This window comes from Streptococcus sp. Marseille-Q5112, assembly GCF_916700555.1.
GTDB lineage: Bacteria > Bacillota > Bacilli > Lactobacillales > Streptococcaceae > Streptococcus > Streptococcus symci.
This window is the reverse complement of the sequence record NZ_CAKAKP010000013.1, coordinates 13,633-33,050: the sequence shown is the minus strand read 5'-3', so window position 1 is coordinate 33,050 and position 19,418 is coordinate 13,633. Positions and strand designations below refer to the sequence as shown.

Here is a 19,418-nt window from a genome sequence, read left to right as displayed (position 1 = left end):
TTTTATTTTACTCCTTGTAAAAGAGAATGTCAAGAAAAATGATTGCGCACGCAACTTTTTTCTAAAATCATCTTAAATCAAGAAATCCCAACCAGTTTCCAAGCTTTCTTCGACAGCCTTCTGTAGAGAGGCCAGTGTTTTTTGCCCATCACTTGTCAGGCAGATAAAGCTAGAGCGTCTATCTTGATCACAACACCTGCGACTAAGCAGACCGCAATTTTTAGCTTCCAAGCGAGCCACCATCCGAGAAACAGCGCTTGGGCTCAGATGAAGCTTATCTGGCAGGTCAATCTGGCGTAGAGATTTTTCTTGAGCCAAGTCTAGATAGTAGAGCAGGTAGAACTCTTTCAAGGTCAGATTTTGCTCGCTCTGCTGGGCAATAGTCTCTTCCAAGAGGTTTTCAATTTCTTTCTGACGCCGATTGAAGTCAAACCATTTTTCCAAATGGGTCATAGTATCTCCTTTCTTTTTAGAGTTATAACATAGAAGAAGGTCCATTCACGGACAGTCTCTACATCACAAGATGATTGCGCATGCAATAATTATACTACTTTTAAATCAAGCTGGCAAGAAGGACGCTGGAATCTTTTATCCTAAATCATACCTGTTTTTACTAGTCTTTAATTGTCTGTATCCCCTTTCTTCTCTAATTTTCATTATCCTTTGTGCATTTCCTTGAAATTTTCTGAAAAAAGAGTAAACTGGTATGCAAGAAGTCTATTTCGTGGAGTTTAGGATGAAATTATATGTTCAATTAATGATTCTCTTTGTGATTTCTCTAATCGGAGAGGGGATCTCTAGTTTCTTTCATTTGCCCATCCCAGGCAGTATTATTGGTTTGATTATTCTCTTTCTAGCCTTGCAATTTAAGTGGCTGAGAACTAGGCATGTCAATATGGTGGGGAATTTCTTGCTGGCCAATATGACCATTCTCTTTTTGCCGCCAGCAGTGGGAATCATGGAGAAGTTTGATGTGATTGCTCCCTATCTTTTGCCCATTGTTTTGATTGTCTTTTTTGCAGCAGTCATCAATATTATCCTCATAGCCTTGGTGGTTCAGTTCATCAAGAAACGATTTGAGGGAGATTATGAGAAAGGAGATGCCAAATGAGTGAATTTGTTTCCAATCCCCTATTTGGGCTGGCCCTGTCTATCTTAGCCTATCTAGTAGGAATGCTGATTTACAGACGTTTTCCCCATCCATTGACAACGCCCTTGCTTTTGTCAGCTGTTTTCATTATCATCTTTCTAAAGGTGACAGGTATTTCTTACCAAGATTACTACCAAGGTGGGGTTTATCTGAACAACTTGATTGTCCCATCGACAGTTGCTCTAGGGATTCCCCTTTATAAGAGTTTTCACTTGATGAAGCACCATGCTCGGAGTATTCTCTTTGGTAGTCTGCTAGCGGTAGTGGTCAATACCTCTTTCACAGCCCTTGTAGCTAAGATTTTTGGCATGGACTTTTTCCTAGCTATTTCTCTCTTTCCCAAGTCAGTAACAACCGCCATGGCAGTGGGAATCACAGAAAAATTGCAAGGCTTGACGACCGTGACTTTGGTGGTTGTAGTAGCAACTGGGATTTTAACCAGTGTTATCGGACCAACCCTTTTGAAGTGGTTGAAAATTGACGACCCAGTAGCTGTTGGTCTTTCTCTTGGAGGAACAGGTCATGCTGTCGGAACAGGAACTGCCTTCCGATACGGCTCTGTAGCAGGAGCCATGGGTGGCTTGGCTATCGGTGTCACAGGTATTCTCTATGTCTTTGTTAGCCCTATCGTAGCCAGTTTGATATTGAGTTAAAAAGCAAGGAATTTGAATTCCTTGCTTTTTAAAATCATATGTTATAGACTATTACTTTTCTTTGTTTAAGTGAATGACTTGATCGTAGTGTCTTAAGTCCTCTTCTGCGTAGTGGTGAATGACTTCAATGACTGTTTGAGGTAGGAAGAAGAGCAAGTCACTAATCTTTCTGCTATTTTCCGAGTCAATATCAGTAATTAAACGAGCGTAGTAATAGCGTTTCCTAGCCAAACCTAGTAAGAGAATGAGATTACCAAGTATTCCTAGAATTAATACTTTCCAAAGAAGGCCTAGTTCTTGATTGGTAAAACTAGCAACAATATTCTGAACAAGGGCTGGTGTGATAATCGCTTCAAGCCAAATAATGGCAATAGAAAAGAAATAAAGTACAAGGTGCATCTTACTAACAAATCTTCTCAGCATAAAGAGTTGGCCTCCTTATCGATATACATGTAATCAGTTTTAAATTATTATACTCCTTTTTATCAAATACGTCATATAAAAATGGAAGTTTTAAGGGCGAAAAAAAGCCTAGCGAGTTATTGTCACTAGACTTTAAAACTATTGAAAATTAACCTTGTTTCTCAAGATGTGATGAGTTTCTAAAAAGTTGAATTGATGAGATAATGCATTTTTGATTAGAGAGCAATTACGGGGTAATGTATGAAGTATTAACAGTTGGTTAGTTTGAACTTAATTTAGTGATATGTATATGTTTGTTTTAGGTACTATTAGATTACAAGCCGCTATTTTCAATAATATTTTTTCCACCAACTTTATCAAAAGGAACTGAAGACTTTTTAGTAGGAATTTCTGTTATAAGATAGGATTTTTCTAATGAGTAGCCAGCATAGAATTGATTATAAATTTGTCCATAAATAATTGACTTTGAAAGGAATTCGGCCTTTTCCTTGTCTTTATTTGTAAATTCTAATTTCTCTGCAACTGTTCTATTACCGGAAGGATCAGTTTCGATAGTTCCCTTAACAATATCAAATTCTTTCTTATCATAGAAGTTTTTTTCCGATAATTTTTTTATTTCATCAATACTTTTATTTGTTATGTCTTTAAGTGTAATTTCAACTTGTTCTTCACTAGAATCTTCTGTTTTTCCAGGTTCTTTACCAATAGCATAGGATGTAACGTTGCCATTTTTCGTGAAATATATATACGTTATTTTATCATCTTTTGAAATTGTATCACTAGAGGCGTTAGCGACGAAGAATACTCTCTCTGTTTTCGTTTATTAATTCAACTATTCCTTTTCCTGTTATTTCTGTTTGAGCTGAATTTTGGGAACAAGCTCCTAAGAAAATACTAATAAATAATAAGACTAAAAATAGTAATCTATTTCTTTGTTTCATATGGGACTCCTAAAAGTTATTTATTTTTAATAACTCTATTGTATCATACAAGAAGCTTATATAGATTAAAAACATTGTCAATTGTGTCAATAATTTTGTGTAAAAACTTCATTATAGTTATAGGGTGTAATTTTGATAAGACCTCTAGTATGTTGGAATATCGTTCTCATACTTAGTCAATTGATTTATAAGAATATATTTAGTTTAGTGGTGTATTAGATTTTGTTATAACAAATTCGTTATTTTTTGTTTACGCATTTTATTTACATTATGTTAAAGATGATAAAAAAGCCTAGCGAGTTATTGTCGCTAGACTCTGATATTATTGCAAATTAACCTTGTTTTTCAAGATATGATAAGTTCCTAGATAGTAGATGGCTATAAGAATAACTTCTTCCAGAATAGTCATGATAATGCCCATCTGGAACTGATCAGCTCCTCCTGTGGTTGATGGGAAGTAGAAACCAGGGTTAGAACGATAGAAGAGTTCAATAAAGCCAACGACGATTTGGATACCAATGTAGGCTACAATTGACAGTGCGGTACGGTATTCATTGAAAAGCTGTCCAATGGAAATAGCCAAGTAGATGCAGAGGATTCCAGAAATAGTATTTAGTAGGAAGGATACCCCCATAAGAGAGAGTTGAGGAAGATGTGTTTCTATAAATGGAATCACGTCAGAAGTTGCAAACCAATCTGGAGCCGTAAGGGTCAGAACAATGAAAGCACTGATTGCTAGTACAGTAGTGCTGACAATAGACCAGATAAAGGCACCAACTAGTTTGGCTGAGATAATATAATGTTCAGAAACTGGCAATGTCAAAGTCAGATAACCTTGTCGGTCATAGACACTACCTTTGAAGCGTTTAATAATTAAGAAAATAGTTGAAATCCCCAGTGTAATCATCAAGCCACTAAAGACAGTAGCTAGAAAAAGTAGCATAGTAAGTTGACTTTCTTTGGCAGGTAGATTGTTATAGGTCTGTGTCTGTATTCCGATAATGGCAGAAAGGGCTAGCACGGCAACGTAGAGGGCTAAATACCACTTGTTAACATTTTTAAATTCGTAGCGAACTAAATTCCAAAACATAATAATCTCCTTTGCTTAGGCCTTAAATTCCTGACGGAAGAGCTGGTCAATGGATTCACCAGACTCATAGCGAATATCATCTACATTTCCTTGACGGACGACTTTTCCGTCTTTGAGGAAGACAATTTCATCCAAGATTGGCTCGATATCAGAAATCAAGTGGGTAGAAATCAAAACGGTAGAAGTTGGGGAGTAGTTGTTGATAATGGTATTGAGGATATACTCACGGGCTGCTGGATCCACCCCACCAATGGGTTCGTCTAGAACGTAGAGACGAGCATCACGGCTCATAACCAAAATCAGTTGTACCTTTTCCTTATTCCCTTTTGATAATTTCTTGAGACGACTATTTTCATCAATGCCAAGATCCGCAAGCAGATGATGGGCACGTTCAAGATTGAAATCTTTATAGAAGGTCTTGAAGTAGGTTAGGGCTTCTTTGACCTTCATTTGCTCATTGAGATAGGTCGTATCTGGCAAATAAGCTACGATAGCCTTGGTTGCTGGGCTTGGGGCCATGTCGTTGATGAGGACGCGTCCTTGATCTGGTTGTAAGAGCCCATTGATGAGTTTAATCAGGGTTGTTTTTCCTGAGCCATTTGGGCCGAGGAGACCGACAATTTTTCCAGCTGGGATGTCAAGAGAAACATTTTCAAGGGCTGGGGTTGCTCCATAAAATTTGGATACATTTTCAAATGCTAGTAATGACATAGGCTTAAACTCCTTTAATATAATCGCCGACTACGCCTGGTAGTTCTTCTTTTTCATAGCCAAAATGGGTCATGGAGGAAACGAAGTGTTCCAATTCTTCTTCCGATAATTGTTTGCGTGATTGGGCAATCAGTTCCTTATCCTCAGTCACAAATCGTCCAGTTGTGCGCTTGCTGTAGACAAATCCTTCTCGTTCAAGGTCTGACAAGGCTCTTTGGATGGTGTTTGGATTGACACCGGCCTCGCTTGCTAGCTCTCTCACGGTTGGAAGTTGTTGATTGGGTTCCAGTGTATGGGAAACAATCTGAAGCTTGATTTTCTCCATAATTTGTAAATAAATGGGTTTTTTGTTGTCAAATGTCCAGGACATCTTGGTCTCCTTTCTTTTATCCTTTTGTCTTAATTAAATAATACAACAAAACAAAAAACTTGTCAAGCAAAAAGAAGAATTGTTTTGGGAATCGTTTAAAAAATGGTATAATGAAAAGAAAACGATAAGGAGGGAAAGGATGCGTTGTCCAAAATGTGGGGCTACCAAGTCAAGTGTTATCGATAGTCGCCAAGCAGAAGAAGGGAACACCATTCGTAGAAGACGTGAGTGCGATGAATGCCAACACCGTTTTACAACCTACGAACGAGTAGAAGAAAGAACCTTAGTGGTTGTTAAAAAAGATGGCACACGGGAACAATTCTCCAGAGATAAAATCTTTAATGGAATTATCCGCTCAGCCCAGAAACGTCCTGTGTCAAGTGATGAAATCAACATGGTAGTCAATCGTATCGAACAGAAACTCCGTGGTCGAAATGAAAATGAAATTCAAAGTGAGGACATTGGTTCACTCGTCATGGAGGAGTTGGCTGAGTTAGATGAGATTACCTATGTACGTTTTGCCAGTGTCTATCGTAGTTTTAAGGATGTCAGTGAGCTAGAGAGCTTGCTCCAACAAATCACCCAGTCCTCTAAAAAGAAAAAGGAAAGATAAATGAAGCCAATTGACCGTTTTTCTTATCTAAAGAATAATCGGGTGTCGCAAGATACCTCATCTCTGGTACAGTGCTACCTCCCGATTATCGGTCAGGAGGCACTGAGCCTTTATCTTTATACCATCAGTTTTTGGGATAATGGCAGAAAGGAACACCTCTTTTCAAACATTCTCAACCATCTAAACTTTGGGATGGATAGACTGATAAAATCCCTGAAAATCCTATCTGCTTTTAATCTCTTGACCCTCTATCAAAAGGGTGATATCTATAAGCTAGCTATCAATACTCCTCTCTCGACTCAGGACTTCTTGGAACATCCTGTTTATCGCAGACTTTTGGAGAAAAAAATTGGCGATGCAGCTGTGGAGGATTTGAAAGTTGAGAGTGCTGAGGGAGAAGAAATACCTGTCTCACTCAATCAAGTCTTTCCAGACTTGGCAGAACTGGGAAGTCAAGAAGACCTTGGTCTCAAGAAGAAAGTGGCCAACGATTTTGACTTGGACCATTTTCGTCAGCTTATGGCTCGAGATGGGCTTCGTTTTGCGGATGAGAAGTCCGATGTCTTAAACCTCTTTGCCATTGCCGAGGAGAAGAAATGGACTTGGTTTGAAACTTATCAATTGGCCAAGTCAACAGCTGTTTCTCAGGTTATTTCAACCAAACGCATGCGGGAAAAAATTTCTCAAAAACCTGTTTCCTCTGACTTTAGTCCTAAGGAAGCAACCATTATTAAAGAAGCCAAAAGTAAAACTGCCCTGCAGTTCTTAGCAGAAATCAAACAAACACGCAAGGCAAGTATTACTCAAACAGAAAGAGAACTCTTGCAACAGATGGCTGGCTTGGGCTTGCTGGACGAAGTCATCAATATCATTCTCTTATTGACCTTTAATAAGGTGGATTCGGCAAACATCAATGAGAAATATGCCATGAAGGTAGCCAATGACTATGCTTATCAAAAGATTCATTCGGCAGAAGAGGCAGTCTTGCGCATTCGTGAGAGAGGGCAGAAAACAAAAACACAAAAACAGAATCAGACTGCCCCAGCAAAAACCAATGTTCCTAAATGGAGTAATCCTGAATATAAAAATACGTCATCCGCTGAGGAATTAGAAGAGATGGAACGCCAAACCCTAGAATTATTAGCAAAATTAGATAACGGAGGTGATTAGATGGAAAGTGTCGGAGATGTACTCAAACGTCAACCAAGTCGTTTTCACTATCAAGATTTGGTCCAGAAAATCATGAAGGATCCTGATGTTGCGGCCTTTGTCCAGCAAGAATCCCTCAATCAGGACGAGTTGAGCCGTAGTATTTCCAAGTTTAACCAATACATCACTGAGAGAGATAAATTCCTCCGAGGAGATACAGATTATATTGCCAAAGGCTACAAGCCTATACTAGTCATGAACCATGGCTATGCGGATGTTTCTTATGAAGAAACTCCTGAACTAATCGCAGCTGAAAAAGAAGCGGCTATCAAGAAACGTCTCAACTTAATTAATTTTCCATCTAGCCTGAAAAATGTCAGTTTTTTAGATGTTTATCGTGATGATGTTCAGCGTTTAACTGTTCTAAAAAGAATGATAGAATTTGTTAACGATTACCCCAATAATTTGAAAGGTCTTTACTTATATGGAGACTTTGGCGTGGGTAAAAGTTTCATGGTGGCTGCCTTAGCTCATGATTTATCAGAAAAACGTGGTGTTTCATCCACTCTCCTCCACTATCCTAGCTTTGTCATAGATGTCAAAAATGCTATCGGTGATGGCAATGTTAAGACCTTAGTGGATGAGATTAGGCTTTCTGAAGTCCTGATTTTAGATGATATTGGTGCCGAGCAATCCACCGCTTGGGTGCGTGATGAAATCCTGCAGGTCATTCTCCAATATCGGATGCAGGAAAATTTACCGACCTTTTTCACGTCCAACTTCGACTTTGAAGAATTGGAGCTGCACTTCGCTAAAGGGAAACATGGAAATGACGAAACCTGGGAAGCCAGACGCGTCATGGAACGCATCCGTTATTTGGCTGAGGAGACTCGTTTAGAAGGAGTAAACCGTCGATGACAGAAACAATCAAATTAATGAAGGCTCACACTTCAGTGCGCAGATTTAAGGAGCAAGGCCTTCCTCAGGAAGACTTGACTGAAATCCTGACAGCAGCCCAGATGGCTTCGTCTTGGAAGAATTTCCAGTCCTACTCTGTGATTGTGGTGCGAAGTCAAGAAAAGAAAGATGCTCTGTATGAATTGGTACCTCAAGAAGCCATTCGCCAGTCAGCTGTTTTCCTTCTCTTTGTCGGAGATTTGAACCGAGCAGAAAAGGGAGTACGACTCCATACGGATACATTCCAACCTCAAGGGGTGGAAGGGCTCTTGATTAGTTCGGTCGATGCGGCTCTTGCTGGACAAAATGCCTTGCTGGCAGCTGAAAGCTTGGGTTATGGTGGTGTCATTATTGGCTTGGTTCGATACAAGTCCGAAGAAGTGGCAGAACTCTTTAATCTACCTGACTACACCTATCCTGTCTTTGGGATGGCACTAGGTGTGCCAGATCAAACTCATGATGTGAAACCAAGACTGCCACTAGAGAATGTTGTCTTTGAGGAAGAATACCAAGAACAGTCAACTGAGGCAATCCAAGCTTATGACCGTGTACAGACCGACTATGCTGGGGCGCGTGCGACCACAAGCTGGAGTCAGCGCCTAGCGGAACAGTTTGGTCAAGCTGAACCAAGCTCAACTAGAAAAAATCTTGAACAGAAGAAGTTATTGTAGAAAGTGAGAAATTATGGCCCTACCAACTATTGCCATTGTAGGACGTCCCAATGTTGGGAAATCAACCCTATTTAATCGGATCGCTGGTGAGCGAATCTCCATTGTAGAAGATGTCGAAGGAGTGACACGTGACCGTATCTATGCAACGGGTGAGTGGCTCAATCGTTCCTTTAGCATGATTGATACAGGAGGAATCGATGATGTCGATGCTCCTTTCATGGAACAAATCAAGCATCAGGCAGAAATTGCCATGGAAGAAGCAGATGTTATTGTTTTTGTCGTGTCTGGTAAGGAAGGAATTACCGATGCAGACGAATACGTAGCCCGTAAACTTTATAAAACCCACAAACCAGTTATCCTCGCGGTTAACAAGGTGGACAACCCTGAGATGCGAAATGATATCTATGATTTCTATGCCCTCGGTTTGGGTGAACCACTGCCTATCTCATCTGTCCATGGTATCGGTACAGGGGATGTGCTAGACGCGATCGTAGAAAATCTTCCAAATGAATATGAAGAAGAAAACCCAGATGTCATTAAGTTTAGCTTGATTGGTCGTCCAAACGTTGGAAAATCAAGCTTGATCAATGCTATCTTGGGAGAAGACCGTGTCATTGCCAGTCCTGTTGCTGGAACAACGCGTGACGCCATTGATACCCACTTTACAGATACAGATGGTCAAGAGTTTACCATGATTGATACGGCTGGTATGCGTAAGTCTGGTAAGGTTTATGAAAATACTGAGAAATACTCTGTCATGCGTGCCATGCGTGCTATTGACCGTTCAGATGTGGTCTTAATGGTCATCAATGCGGAAGAGGGTATTCGTGAATACGACAAGCGTATCGCAGGATTTGCCCATGAAGCTGGTAAAGGGATGATTATCGTGGTCAACAAGTGGGATACACTTGAAAAAGACAACCACACTATGAAAAACTGGGAAGAAGATATCCGTGAGCAGTTCCAATATCTACCTTACGCACCGATTATCTTTGTATCAGCCTTGACCAAGCAACGTCTCCACAAACTTCCTGAGATGATCAAACAAATCAGCGAAAGTCAAAATACACGTATTCCATCAGCTGTCTTGAACGATGTGATTATGGATGCTATTGCGATTAACCCAACACCGACAGACAAAGGAAAACGTCTCAAGATTTTCTATGCGACTCAAGTGGCAACCAAACCACCAACCTTTGTTATCTTTGTAAACGAAGAAGAACTCATGCACTTTTCTTACCTGCGTTTCTTGGAAAATCAAATCCGCAAGGCCTTTGTCTTTGAGGGAACTCCAATCCATCTCATCGCAAGAAAACGTAAATAAAAAAGCAGAATCTGGAATGACATTTCCAGATTTTTTTGATAAAATGAAGTTTAAGAAAGCGCTATCAAAAAGAGGTGTTGATGATGGAACATTTGTTTAAATTGTTAATCTTATTACCCTGTTTTTACTTTTTCAGCTGGATTGAAAAGGCCAACAGAGATAGTAAATTTTTCCCAATTTTTTACTATTTTTACTGGATTTACATCACCCTCTATGCTCTTTTTAGCCTTGCTTGGACAGTTTTTTCAGTCCTATTTTTCAATATCCTATTGTGAAATGTGGCAGACATCAAGTCTTGGGGCATTTGGCTATTATTACTACTTATTGCTTTTTCCAGTTCTTGGTTAACCTATATCTTTTTCAAAAAAATGTTTCGCTTGAGACGAGAACTAGGGAAGTCTAAAGCGGGGAGACATTGATTTATATGGCTTTTATTGATAGGAGGTAGCTTATGACACGTCTAAAATCATTTATTATACGCTATTCTAAGGTCTATATTGGTTTAGTTCTGTTGATCTGGCTTGCTTTCTTCTTTCTTCCTTGGGGTAGTCCGGTTCTGGGGATAACGATTGACATTTTCGTTATTCAGAAAATCTTGCTAGTTTTTGGCATTCTGTCCATTTTGATGGCCTTGTTATCCAAGAAAGTCAGTCTCTTTGTTTTTGGACTCATCTGCTGTCTTTCTCTTTGGATAAATCTATTTATTCTATTTGCTCTTTTGCCGATTTTTGGCAATTAAAGTATCATAAAAGTCAGAGAGGTTAGCTTGGAAACTAGCCTCTTTTTCCTTTTCAAAATGGGGATTCTTCCTTGAAAATAATCAGTAATTGTGCTAAAATTAAAAGAACATTCTAAAATATTCGGAATTTAAAGTAAGGAAAAACATGGCTAATATTTTAAAAACAATTATCGAAAATGATAAAGGAGAAATCCGTCGTCTGGAAAAGATGGCTGACAAGGTTTTCAAATACGAAGACCAAATGGCTGCTTTGACTGACGACCAACTAAAAGCAAAAACAGTTGAATTTAAAGAACGTTATCAAAATGGAGAATCACTGGATTCATTGCTTTATGAAGCATTTGCGGTTGTCCGTGAGGGTGCCAAACGTGTCCTAGGTCTCTTCCCATATAAGGTTCAGGTTATGGGGGGAATCGTTCTGCACCATGGTGACGTGCCAGAGATGCGTACAGGGGAAGGGAAAACCTTGACTGCGACTATGCCGGTATACCTCAATGCCCTTTCAGGTAAAGGGGTTCATGTAGTTACGGTCAATGAATACCTATCAGAACGTGACGCGACTGAGATGGGTGAATTGTACTCATGGCTTGGTTTGTCAGTAGGGATTAACTTGGCTGCCAAATCTCCAATGGAGAAAAAAGAAGCCTATGAGTGTGATATTACCTACTCAACCAACTCGGAAATCGGATTTGACTACCTTCGTGATAACATGGTCGTTCGCGCTGAAAACATGGTACAACGTCCGCTTAACTATGCCTTGGTCGATGAGGTTGACTCAATCTTGATTGACGAGGCGCGTACACCTTTGATCGTATCAGGTGCTAACGCAGTTGAAACCAGTCAGCTCTACCACATGGCAGACCACTATGTAAAATCTTTGGACAAAGACGACTACATCATCGATGTGCAGTCTAAGACTATTGGTTTGTCTGATTCAGGGATTGACAAGGCTGAAAGCTACTTCAAACTTGAAAACCTCTATGACATCGAAAACGTAGCTTTGACTCACTTTATCGATAACGCCCTTCGTGCCAACTACATCATGCTTCTCGATATTGACTATGTGGTGAGCGAAGAACAAGAAATTTTGATCGTTGACCAATTTACAGGTCGTACCATGGAAGGTCGTCGTTATTCTGATGGCTTGCACCAAGCCATTGAAGCTAAAGAAGGTGTGCCAATCCAGGATGAAACTAAGACATCTGCCTCAATCACTTACCAAAACCTTTTCCGTATGTACAAGAAATTGTCTGGTATGACGGGTACAGGTAAGACTGAGGAAGAAGAATTCCGTGAAATTTACAACATTCGTGTTATTCCAATCCCAACAAACCGTCCTGTTCAGCGTATTGACCATCCAGACTTACTTTTTGCTAGTATTGAAGCTAAGTTTAAGGCGGTTGTCGAAGACGTTAAGGCTCGTTACCAAAAAGGTCAACCTGTCTTGGTTGGTACAGTAGCGGTTGAAACCAGTGACTACATTTCTAAGAAATTGGTCGCAGCTGGCGTTCCTCACGAAGTCTTGAATGCCAAAAACCACTATAAAGAAGCTCAAATCATCATGAATGCTGGTCAACGTGGTGCTGTTACTATCGCAACCAACATGGCCGGTCGTGGTACCGACATCAAGCTTGGTGAAGGGGTTCGCGAACTTGGAGGACTTTGTGTTATTGGTACAGAACGTCATGAAAGCCGTCGTATCGATAACCAGCTTCGTGGACGTTCAGGTCGTCAAGGAGATCCAGGTGAGTCACAATTCTACCTATCTCTTGAAGATGATTTGATGAAACGTTTTGGTTCTGAGCGTCTGAAAGGTGTCTTTGAACGCTTGAATATGTCTGATGAAGCCATTGAGTCTCGTATGTTGACACGTCAGGTCGAAGCAGCGCAAAAACGTGTCGAAGGAAATAACTACGATACCCGTAAACAAGTCCTTCAATACGATGACGTCATGCGTGAACAACGTGAGATTATCTACGCTCAACGTTACGACGTCATCACTGCAGATCGTGACTTGGCACCTGAAATTCAGGCTATGATCAAACGCACGATTGGTCGTGTCGTTGATGGTCATGCGCGTGCCAAACAAGATGAAAAACTAGAAGCAATTTTGAACTTTGCTAAGTACAACTTGCTTCCAGAAGATTCGATTTCAATCGAAGACTTGTCAGGCTTGTCTGATAAGGCAATTAAGGAAGAGCTCTTCCAACGTGCCTTGCAAGTTTACGATAGTCAGGTTTCAAAACTACGCGATGAAGAAGCAGTTAAAGAATTCCAAAAAGTCTTGATTCTACGAGTGGTGGATAACAAGTGGACAGATCATATCGATGCCCTTGATCAATTGCGTAACGCGGTTGGACTTCGTGGCTATGCTCAGAACAACCCTGTTGTTGAGTATCAGGCAGAAGGTTTCCGTATGTTTAATGACATGATTGGTTCGATTGAGTTTGATGTGACACGTTTGATGATGAAAGCACAAATTCATGAACAAGAAAGACCACAAGCAGAACACCATATCAGTACAACGGCGACTCGCAATATCGCTGCCCACCAAGCAAATATGCCTGAAAATCTGGATTTGAGTCAGATTGGACGGAATGAACTTTGCCCATGTGGTTCTGGTAAGAAGTTTAAAAACTGTCACGGTAAAAGACAATAAAATGAGATAGTTTAGAGGCGGATACCTTGTGAAAAGTAAATTTTTACTTGGTATCCGTTTGCTTTATGAGGAGATGAGTTATGGTATTTACAGCAAAAAGTCCTAAAATTAATATTGAAGAAGTTCGTGCCTTATCAAAATTAGAAGGCCAAGCTTTGGAGAGAAAATCACAGCGCGATAAAGAGCTAGAAGCCATTATACGTGGAGAAGACCAGCGGATTCTCTTGGTAATCGGGCCATGCTCATCTGACAATGAAGAAGCTGTTCTTGAATACGCTATGCGTTTGGCAGTTCTACAAGAAGAAGTAGCAGACCGTATCTTTATGGTTATGCGTGTTTATACTGCCAAACCCCGTACCAACGGAGATGGCTATAAAGGCTTGATTCACCAGCCTAACGCGACAGAAGCGCCTAGTCTTATCAACGGAATCAAAGCTGTTCGCCATCTTCACTATCGTGTTATCACAGAAACAGGCATGACAACAGCTGATGAAATGCTTTATCCTGAAAATCTTCCGCTAGTGGATGATTTGATTTCTTACATGGCGGTTGGTGCTCGTTCAGTTGAAGACCAGCAACACCGCTTTGTGGCCAGTGGGGCAGATTTTGCGACTGGTTTTAAAAATCCAACCTCTGGAAATCTCAATGTTATGTTTAATGGGATTTATGCTGCTCAAAACAAACAAAGTTTCCTTTTCCTAGGAAAAGAAGTGGAAACAACTGGGAACCCACTTTCGCATGCCATTCTTCGTGGAGCGACCAATGAGTATGGTAAGAATATTCCTAACTACTACTATGATAATTTGATGGATACTATTGCCCAGTATGAGAAAATGGGCTTGGAAAATCCCTTTATCATTGTGGACACCAATCATGACAACTCTGGTAAGCAATACATGGATCAGATTCGAATTGTCCGACAGACCTTGATTAATCGTGATTGGAATGAAAAAATCAAGCAGTATGTTCGTGGCTTTATGATTGAGTCTTATCTAGAAGACGGCCGTCAAAACGAACCAGAAGTATTTGGCAAGTCTATCACGGACCCTTGCCTAGGCTGGGAAAATACAGAAGCCCTTGTCAGAGAAATCTACCAAACGCTAGGAGAATAAGATGGCATTTATTGAAAAAGGTCAAGAAATCGATATTGAAGCAATCAAGGCAGAAACCCAATTGTCTGCGGAAGCCTTGCGTCTAAAAGAGCGTCGTGATAGAGAATTGGCAGACATTATTTCAGGAGAAGATGACCGTATCCTTTTGGTGATTGGTCCTTGCTCGTCTGATAATGAAGAGGCTGTCTTGGAATATGCCCGCCGTTTATCAGCCTTGCAAAAGAAGGTGGCGGACAAGATTTTCATGGTTATGCGTGTTTATACAGCTAAACCTCGTACCAACGGAGACGGCTATAAAGGTTTGGTTCACCAACCAGATACCTCTAAGGCTCCAAGCCTGATTAACGGTTTGCAGGCTGTTCGTCAGTTGCACTACCGCGTGATTACAGAGACTGGTTTGACAACGGCAGACGAGATGCTTTATCCGTCAAATCTGGTCTTGGTAGATGATTTGGTCAGCTACCATGCTGTTGGGGCTCGTTCTGTGGAAGACCAAGAGCACCGCTTTGTGGCCTCAGGGATTGATGCACCGGTTGGGATGAAAAATCCAACCTCTGGAAATTTGGGTGTTATGTTTAATGGCATCTATGCTGCTCAAAATAAACAGACCTTCCTCTTTCATGGTCAAGAAGTGGAGACTTCAGGAAATCCCTTGGCCCACGTCATCCTTCGTGGTGCAGTTAATGAATATGGGAAAAATGAGCCTAACTTTTACTATGAGACCCTGCTAAATGCTATTGAGCGCTATGAATCCATGGGACTTGAAAATCCCTTTATCCTCATTGACACCAACCATGATAATTCTGGCAAGCAATATATGGAACAGATTCGAATTGTTCGCCAGACTTTGCAAAATCGTGATTGGAATGAGAAGATTAAAAAGATAGTTCGAGGCTTTATGATTGAATCTTACCTAGCAGATGGTCGTCAAAACCAACCAGAGGTCTTTGGTTGCTCTATTACCGATCCTTGCCTGGGTTGGGAGAATACAGAGGCCTTGGTAGAAGAGATTTACGCTACCTTGACAAAATAAGTGAAAAGGATGGAGTTGGGGGATCTCAACTCCTTTTGATGAGAATGATAGTTGGACACGGAATTGATATCGAAGAATTAGCTTCGATAGAAAGCGCAGTTACACGACATGAAGGCTTTGCTAAGCGCGTTCTGACCGCTAAGGAAATGGAACGATTTAACAGTCTTAAAGGACGCAGGCAAATAGAATATTTAGCTGGTCGCTGGTCGGCTAAAGAAGCCTTTTCCAAGGCTATGGGAACAGGTATTGGCAAGCTCGGTTTTCAAGATTTGGAAGTCTTGAACAATGAACGCGGGGCGCCTTATTTTAGTCAGGCACCATTTTTAGGAAAGATTTGGCTATCTATCAGCCATACCGATCAGTTTGTGACAGCCAGTGTCATTTTGGAGGAAAATCATGAAAGCTAGTCCACATAGACCAACCAAGGCTCTGATTCATCTGGGAGCTATTCGACAAAATATTCAGCAAATGGGGGCTCATATCCCTGAAGGAACGCTCAAATTTGCAGTAGTCAAGGCTAATGCCTATGGGCATGGAGCTGTTGCTGTTGCGACGGCGATTCAGGATGAAGTTGATGGCTTTTGCGTTTCCAATATCGATGAAGCCATTGAACTCAGACAAGCTGGACTCAGGAAGAAAATCCTTATTTTAGGAGTTTCTGACATCGAAGCAGTTGCTCTAGCTAAAGAATACGACATCATCTTGACAGTGGCTGGACTGGAGTGGATTCAAGCACTCTTAGATAAGGAAGCTGACCTAACTGGATTGACAGTCCACCTTAAGATTGACTCAGGAATGGGACGGATCGGTTTTAGAGAAGCAAGTGAGGTTGAGCAGGCTCAAGCTTTGCTCCAACAATACGGTGCTCGTGTTGAAGGGATTTTTACCCACTTTGCTACTGCAGACGAGGAATTAGACGACTACTTTAATGAGCAGTTAGAACGGTTTAAAACCATTCTGTCAAGTATGAAAGGTCTTCCAGAGCTGGTTCATGCCAGTAATTCGGCAACGACTCTTTGGCATGCAGAGACCATTTTTAACGCCGTCCGTATGGGAGATGCCATGTATGGTCTGAATCCTAGCGGAGAGGTTTTGGACTTGCCTTATGACTTGAAACCAGCCTTGACCTTGGAATCTGCTCTGGTTCATGTCAAGACAGTTTCAGCTGGAGCTTGCATGGGCTATGGAGCGACCTATCAGGCAGATAGCGAGCAAGTCATAGCGACGGTGCCAATCGGCTATGCGGATGGTTGGACACGAGATATGCAGAATTTCACGGTCTTGGTAGATGGGCAAGCTTGCCCAATTGTTGGACGAGTTTCTATGGACCAAATCACTATTCGTCTGCCTAAGCTTTATCCTTTAGGAACCAAAGTCACCCTCATTGGTTCTAATGGGGGCAAGGAGATCACAGCTACTCAGGTAGCGACCTATCGTGGGACTATTAATTATGAGGTGGTTTGTCTTCTCAGCGATCGCATTCCGAGAGAATATTATTAGAAAAGAAAGGAGTGGAGCATGAATCTACATCAACCCTTGCATGTCTTACCTGGTGTGGGACCAAAGTCAGCAGAGAAATACGCCAAACTAGGAATTGAAAACTTGCAAGACCTCTTGCTCTACTTTCCTTTCCGTTATGAAGACTTCAAAACCAAGCAAGTATTGGAACTAGAGGACGGGGAGAAGGCAGTCCTATCTGGTCAAGTCGTGACTCCTGCCAGTGTCCAGTATTATGGATTCAAGCGCAATCGTCTGCGCTTTAGCCTCAAGCAGGGAGAAGTCGTTTTTGCGGTGAATTTCTTTAACCAGCCCTATCTAGCAGATAAGATAGAGTTGGGAGCAACCCTTGCTGTCTTTGGAAAATGGGACCGAGCCAAGGCTAGTCTGACTGGGATGAAGGTCCTAGCTCAGGTGGAAGATGACCTCCAACCTGTTTATCGCTTGGCTCAGGGAATCAGTCAGGCCAGTCTGGTCAAGGTTATTAAGACGGCCTTTGATCAGGGATTGGACCTCTTGATTGAGGAAAATCTTCCCCAGTCTTTGCTGGACAAATACAAACTCATGTCCCGTTGTCAGGCCGTTCGTGCCATGCATTTCCCCAAGGATTTGGCAGAATACAAGCAGGCCCTTCGCCGTATCAAGTTTGAGGAACTTTTTTATTTCCAAATGCAGTTGCAGACGCTCAAGTCTGAAAATAGAGTTCAGGGAAGTGGTCTGGTTCTGAATTGGTCTCAGGAAAAGGTGACAGCTGTCAAAGAAAGCTTGCCTTTTTCCTTGACTCAGGCTCAAGAAAAGAGTTTGCAGGAAATTTTGACCGATATGAAGTCGGACCACCACATGAATCGTCTTCTACAAGGGGATGTGGGGAGCGGGAAAACGGTGGTCGCTGGCTTGGCTATGTATGCGTCAGTGACGGCTGGCTACCAAGCAGCCCTCATGGTACCAACAGAAATCCTTGCAGAGCAACACTTTGAGAGTTTGAAGAGTCTCTTCCCAGCCCTAAAACTGGCTCTTTTGACAGGTTCCTTGAAAGCTGCAGAAAAGAGAGAAGTCTTGGAGACTATTGCCAAGGGTGAGGCTGATTTGATTATTGGAACCCACGCTCTGATTCAGGATGGGGTGGATTATGCTCGTCTGGGCTTGATTATCATCGATGAGCAGCACCGCTTTGGTGTAGGGCAAAGGCGTGTTCTGAGAGAAAAAGGAGACAATCCTGACGTTCTCATGATGACGGCGACTCCCATTCCACGGACCTTGGCGATCACAGCTTTTGGCGATATGGATGTTTCCATTATCGACCAGATGCCTGCGGGTCGGAAACCCATTGTGACACGTTGGATTAAGCATGAGCAACTGCCTCAGGTCTTGACTTGGTTAGAGGGGGAAATCCAAAAAGGTTCTCAAGCCTACGTCATCTCTCCCTTGATTGAAGAATCAGAAGCTTTGGATTTGAAAAATGTCATTGCCCTATCAGAAGAGTTGACGGCTCATTTTGCTGGTAAGGCCGAAGTAGCCCTCCTACATGGCAAGATGAAGAGTGATGAAAAAGACCAGATTATGCAGGAGTTCAAAGAGAGAAAAACGGATATTCTGGTTTCGACAACGGTTATCGAGGTCGGGGTCAATGTTCCCAATGCGACCGTTATGATTATCATGGATGCCGATCGCTTCGGTCTCAGCCAGCTTCACCAGCTTAGAGGTCGTGTTGGTCGGGGAGATAAGCAGTCCTATGCTGTTCTCGTTGCCAATCCCAAGACGGATTCTGGGAAAGACCGCATGCGCATCATGACAGAAACCACTAATGGATTTGTCCTTGCGGAGGAAGATTTGAAAATGCGTGGTTCAGGTGAGATTTTTGGAACCAGACAGTCAGGTCTCCCAGAGTTCCAAGTAGCTGATATTATCGAAGATTTTCCAATTTTAGAAGAAGCTAGAAAGGTTGCTAGCTACATTAGTTCTATTGAAGGCTGGCAAGAGGAGCCAGAGTGGCGCATGATTGCCCTTCATCTGGAAAAGAAAGAACATCTAGATTAAGCTTTCTCTAAGGAAATCTTATACTCAATGAAAATCAAAGAGCAAACTAGGAAGCTAGCCGCAAGCTGTACTTGAGTACGGTAAGGCGACGCTGACGTGGTTTGAATTTGATTTTCGAAGAGTATTAAGCTAGCTTTCAGGTTTGGCCCTTATACTAGAGTCATCAAAAAGAAACGAGGACTCTCACATGACAGTAACGATTAAAGTAAATTACCAAACTACTTTCCAAAAGAAGGAAGCAAAAAATTAAGATTGAGCAGAAGAAGAAAGAGCGAAAATGCTCTTTTTT

General features: G+C 41.6%; 19 protein-coding genes and 2 pseudogenes. 15 read left to right on the top strand and 6 right to left on the bottom strand.

Annotation, left to right across the window (positions count from 1 at the left end; translation table 11 throughout):
• Positions 1–72 precede the first annotated feature (72 nt).
• Positions 73–453, bottom strand: coding sequence for a MarR family winged helix-turn-helix transcriptional regulator (locus tag LG372_RS08365; RefSeq protein ID WP_225742585.1), 381 nt, complete (start codon positions 451–453; stop codon positions 73–75).
• 283 nt (positions 454–736) lie between these two features.
• Here LG372_RS08365 and LG372_RS08360 point away from each other — a divergent pair, with 283 nt between their 5' ends.
• Entirely contained in the window at positions 737–1,111 is a 375-nt protein-coding gene (locus tag LG372_RS08360; protein ID WP_084920182.1) for a CidA/LrgA family protein, read from the top strand.
• Positions 1,108–1,803: an LrgB family protein gene (locus LG372_RS08355; protein ID WP_001288952.1), complete on the top strand. Its 696-nt coding sequence runs from the start codon at positions 1,108–1,110 to the stop codon at positions 1,801–1,803. Before LG372_RS08360 ends, LG372_RS08355 begins: the two co-directional genes overlap by 4 nt.
• A gap of 188 nt (positions 1,804–1,991) precedes the next feature.
• Here LG372_RS08355 and LG372_RS08350 read toward each other — a convergent pair.
• The 5 genes and pseudogenes from LG372_RS08350 to LG372_RS08330 all read right to left on the bottom strand — a co-directional run.
• Positions 1,992–2,226: pseudogene (locus LG372_RS08350) on the bottom strand (ABC transporter ATP-binding protein); the annotation flags it as partial.
• A 788-nt stretch (positions 2,227–3,014) separates the two neighbouring features.
• Entirely contained in the window at positions 3,015–3,167 is a 153-nt protein-coding gene (locus tag LG372_RS08345) for a hypothetical protein (protein WP_185768945.1), read from the bottom strand.
• Between the two features lie 322 nt (positions 3,168–3,489).
• Entirely contained in the window at positions 3,490–4,257 is a 768-nt protein-coding gene (locus LG372_RS08340; protein ID WP_024057289.1) for an ABC transporter permease, read from the bottom strand.
• A gap of 15 nt (positions 4,258–4,272) precedes the next feature.
• Positions 4,273–4,968 carry an ABC transporter ATP-binding protein gene (locus tag LG372_RS08335; RefSeq protein WP_225742584.1) on the bottom strand — a complete coding sequence of 232 codons (696 nt, stop codon included), beginning with the start codon at positions 4,966–4,968 and terminating at the stop codon, positions 4,273–4,275.
• 4 nt (positions 4,969–4,972) lie between these two features.
• Positions 4,973–5,338 carry a GntR family transcriptional regulator gene (locus LG372_RS08330; RefSeq protein WP_000119149.1) on the bottom strand — a complete coding sequence of 122 codons (366 nt, stop codon included), beginning with the start codon at positions 5,336–5,338 and terminating at the stop codon, positions 4,973–4,975.
• A 139-nt stretch (positions 5,339–5,477) separates the two neighbouring features.
• Here LG372_RS08330 and nrdR point away from each other — a divergent pair, with 139 nt between their 5' ends.
• From nrdR to recG, 13 genes and pseudogenes are all read left to right on the top strand, one after another.
• Complete coding sequence (gene nrdR, locus LG372_RS08325; RefSeq protein ID WP_001203672.1) at positions 5,478–5,951, top strand: transcriptional regulator NrdR; 474 nt, start codon at positions 5,478–5,480, stop codon at positions 5,949–5,951.
• A complete protein-coding gene (locus LG372_RS08320) occupies positions 5,952–7,121 on the top strand; it encodes a replication initiation and membrane attachment family protein (RefSeq protein ID WP_225742583.1) in 1,170 nt (389 codons plus the stop codon).
• Positions 7,122–8,018: a primosomal protein DnaI gene (gene dnaI / locus LG372_RS08315; protein WP_225742582.1), complete on the top strand. Its 897-nt coding sequence runs from the start codon at positions 7,122–7,124 to the stop codon at positions 8,016–8,018. It begins immediately after the preceding gene.
• A complete protein-coding gene (locus LG372_RS08310) occupies positions 8,015–8,728 on the top strand; it encodes an NADPH-dependent oxidoreductase (RefSeq protein ID WP_225742581.1) in 714 nt (237 codons plus the stop codon). Before dnaI ends, LG372_RS08310 begins: the two co-directional genes overlap by 4 nt.
• A 13-nt stretch (positions 8,729–8,741) precedes the next feature.
• Positions 8,742–10,052 (top strand): ribosome biogenesis GTPase Der, encoded by a 1,311-nt coding sequence (gene der / locus LG372_RS08305; RefSeq protein WP_001207696.1) that lies wholly within the window; start codon positions 8,742–8,744, stop codon positions 10,050–10,052.
• Positions 10,053–10,135: 83 nt separating this feature from the next.
• A pseudogene (locus tag LG372_RS08300) lies at positions 10,136–10,471 on the top strand (hypothetical protein).
• A gap of 32 nt (positions 10,472–10,503) precedes the next feature.
• Positions 10,504–10,791: a hypothetical protein gene (locus LG372_RS08295; RefSeq protein ID WP_225742580.1), complete on the top strand. Its 288-nt coding sequence runs from the start codon at positions 10,504–10,506 to the stop codon at positions 10,789–10,791.
• A 145-nt stretch (positions 10,792–10,936) separates the two neighbouring features.
• Entirely contained in the window at positions 10,937–13,450 is a 2,514-nt protein-coding gene (gene secA / locus LG372_RS08290) for a preprotein translocase subunit SecA (protein ID WP_225742579.1), read from the top strand.
• Positions 13,451–13,530: 80 nt separating this feature from the next.
• Positions 13,531–14,562 (top strand): 3-deoxy-7-phosphoheptulonate synthase, encoded by a 1,032-nt coding sequence (locus tag LG372_RS08285; protein WP_042750640.1) that lies wholly within the window; start codon positions 13,531–13,533, stop codon positions 14,560–14,562.
• Position 14,563: 1 nt separating this feature from the next.
• Complete coding sequence (locus LG372_RS08280; RefSeq protein WP_225742578.1) at positions 14,564–15,595, top strand: 3-deoxy-7-phosphoheptulonate synthase; 1,032 nt, start codon at positions 14,564–14,566, stop codon at positions 15,593–15,595.
• A gap of 44 nt (positions 15,596–15,639) precedes the next feature.
• Entirely contained in the window at positions 15,640–16,002 is a 363-nt protein-coding gene (acpS, locus tag LG372_RS08275; RefSeq protein ID WP_042750645.1) for a holo-ACP synthase, read from the top strand.
• Positions 15,992–17,095, top strand: coding sequence for an alanine racemase (alr, locus tag LG372_RS08270; RefSeq protein ID WP_225742577.1), 1,104 nt, complete (start codon positions 15,992–15,994; stop codon positions 17,093–17,095). The genes acpS and alr overlap by 11 nt, the downstream gene beginning before the upstream one ends.
• Positions 17,096–17,113: 18 nt before the next feature.
• Complete coding sequence (recG, locus tag LG372_RS08265; RefSeq protein ID WP_225742576.1) at positions 17,114–19,129, top strand: ATP-dependent DNA helicase RecG; 2,016 nt, start codon at positions 17,114–17,116, stop codon at positions 19,127–19,129.
• Positions 19,130–19,418 lie beyond the last annotated feature (289 nt).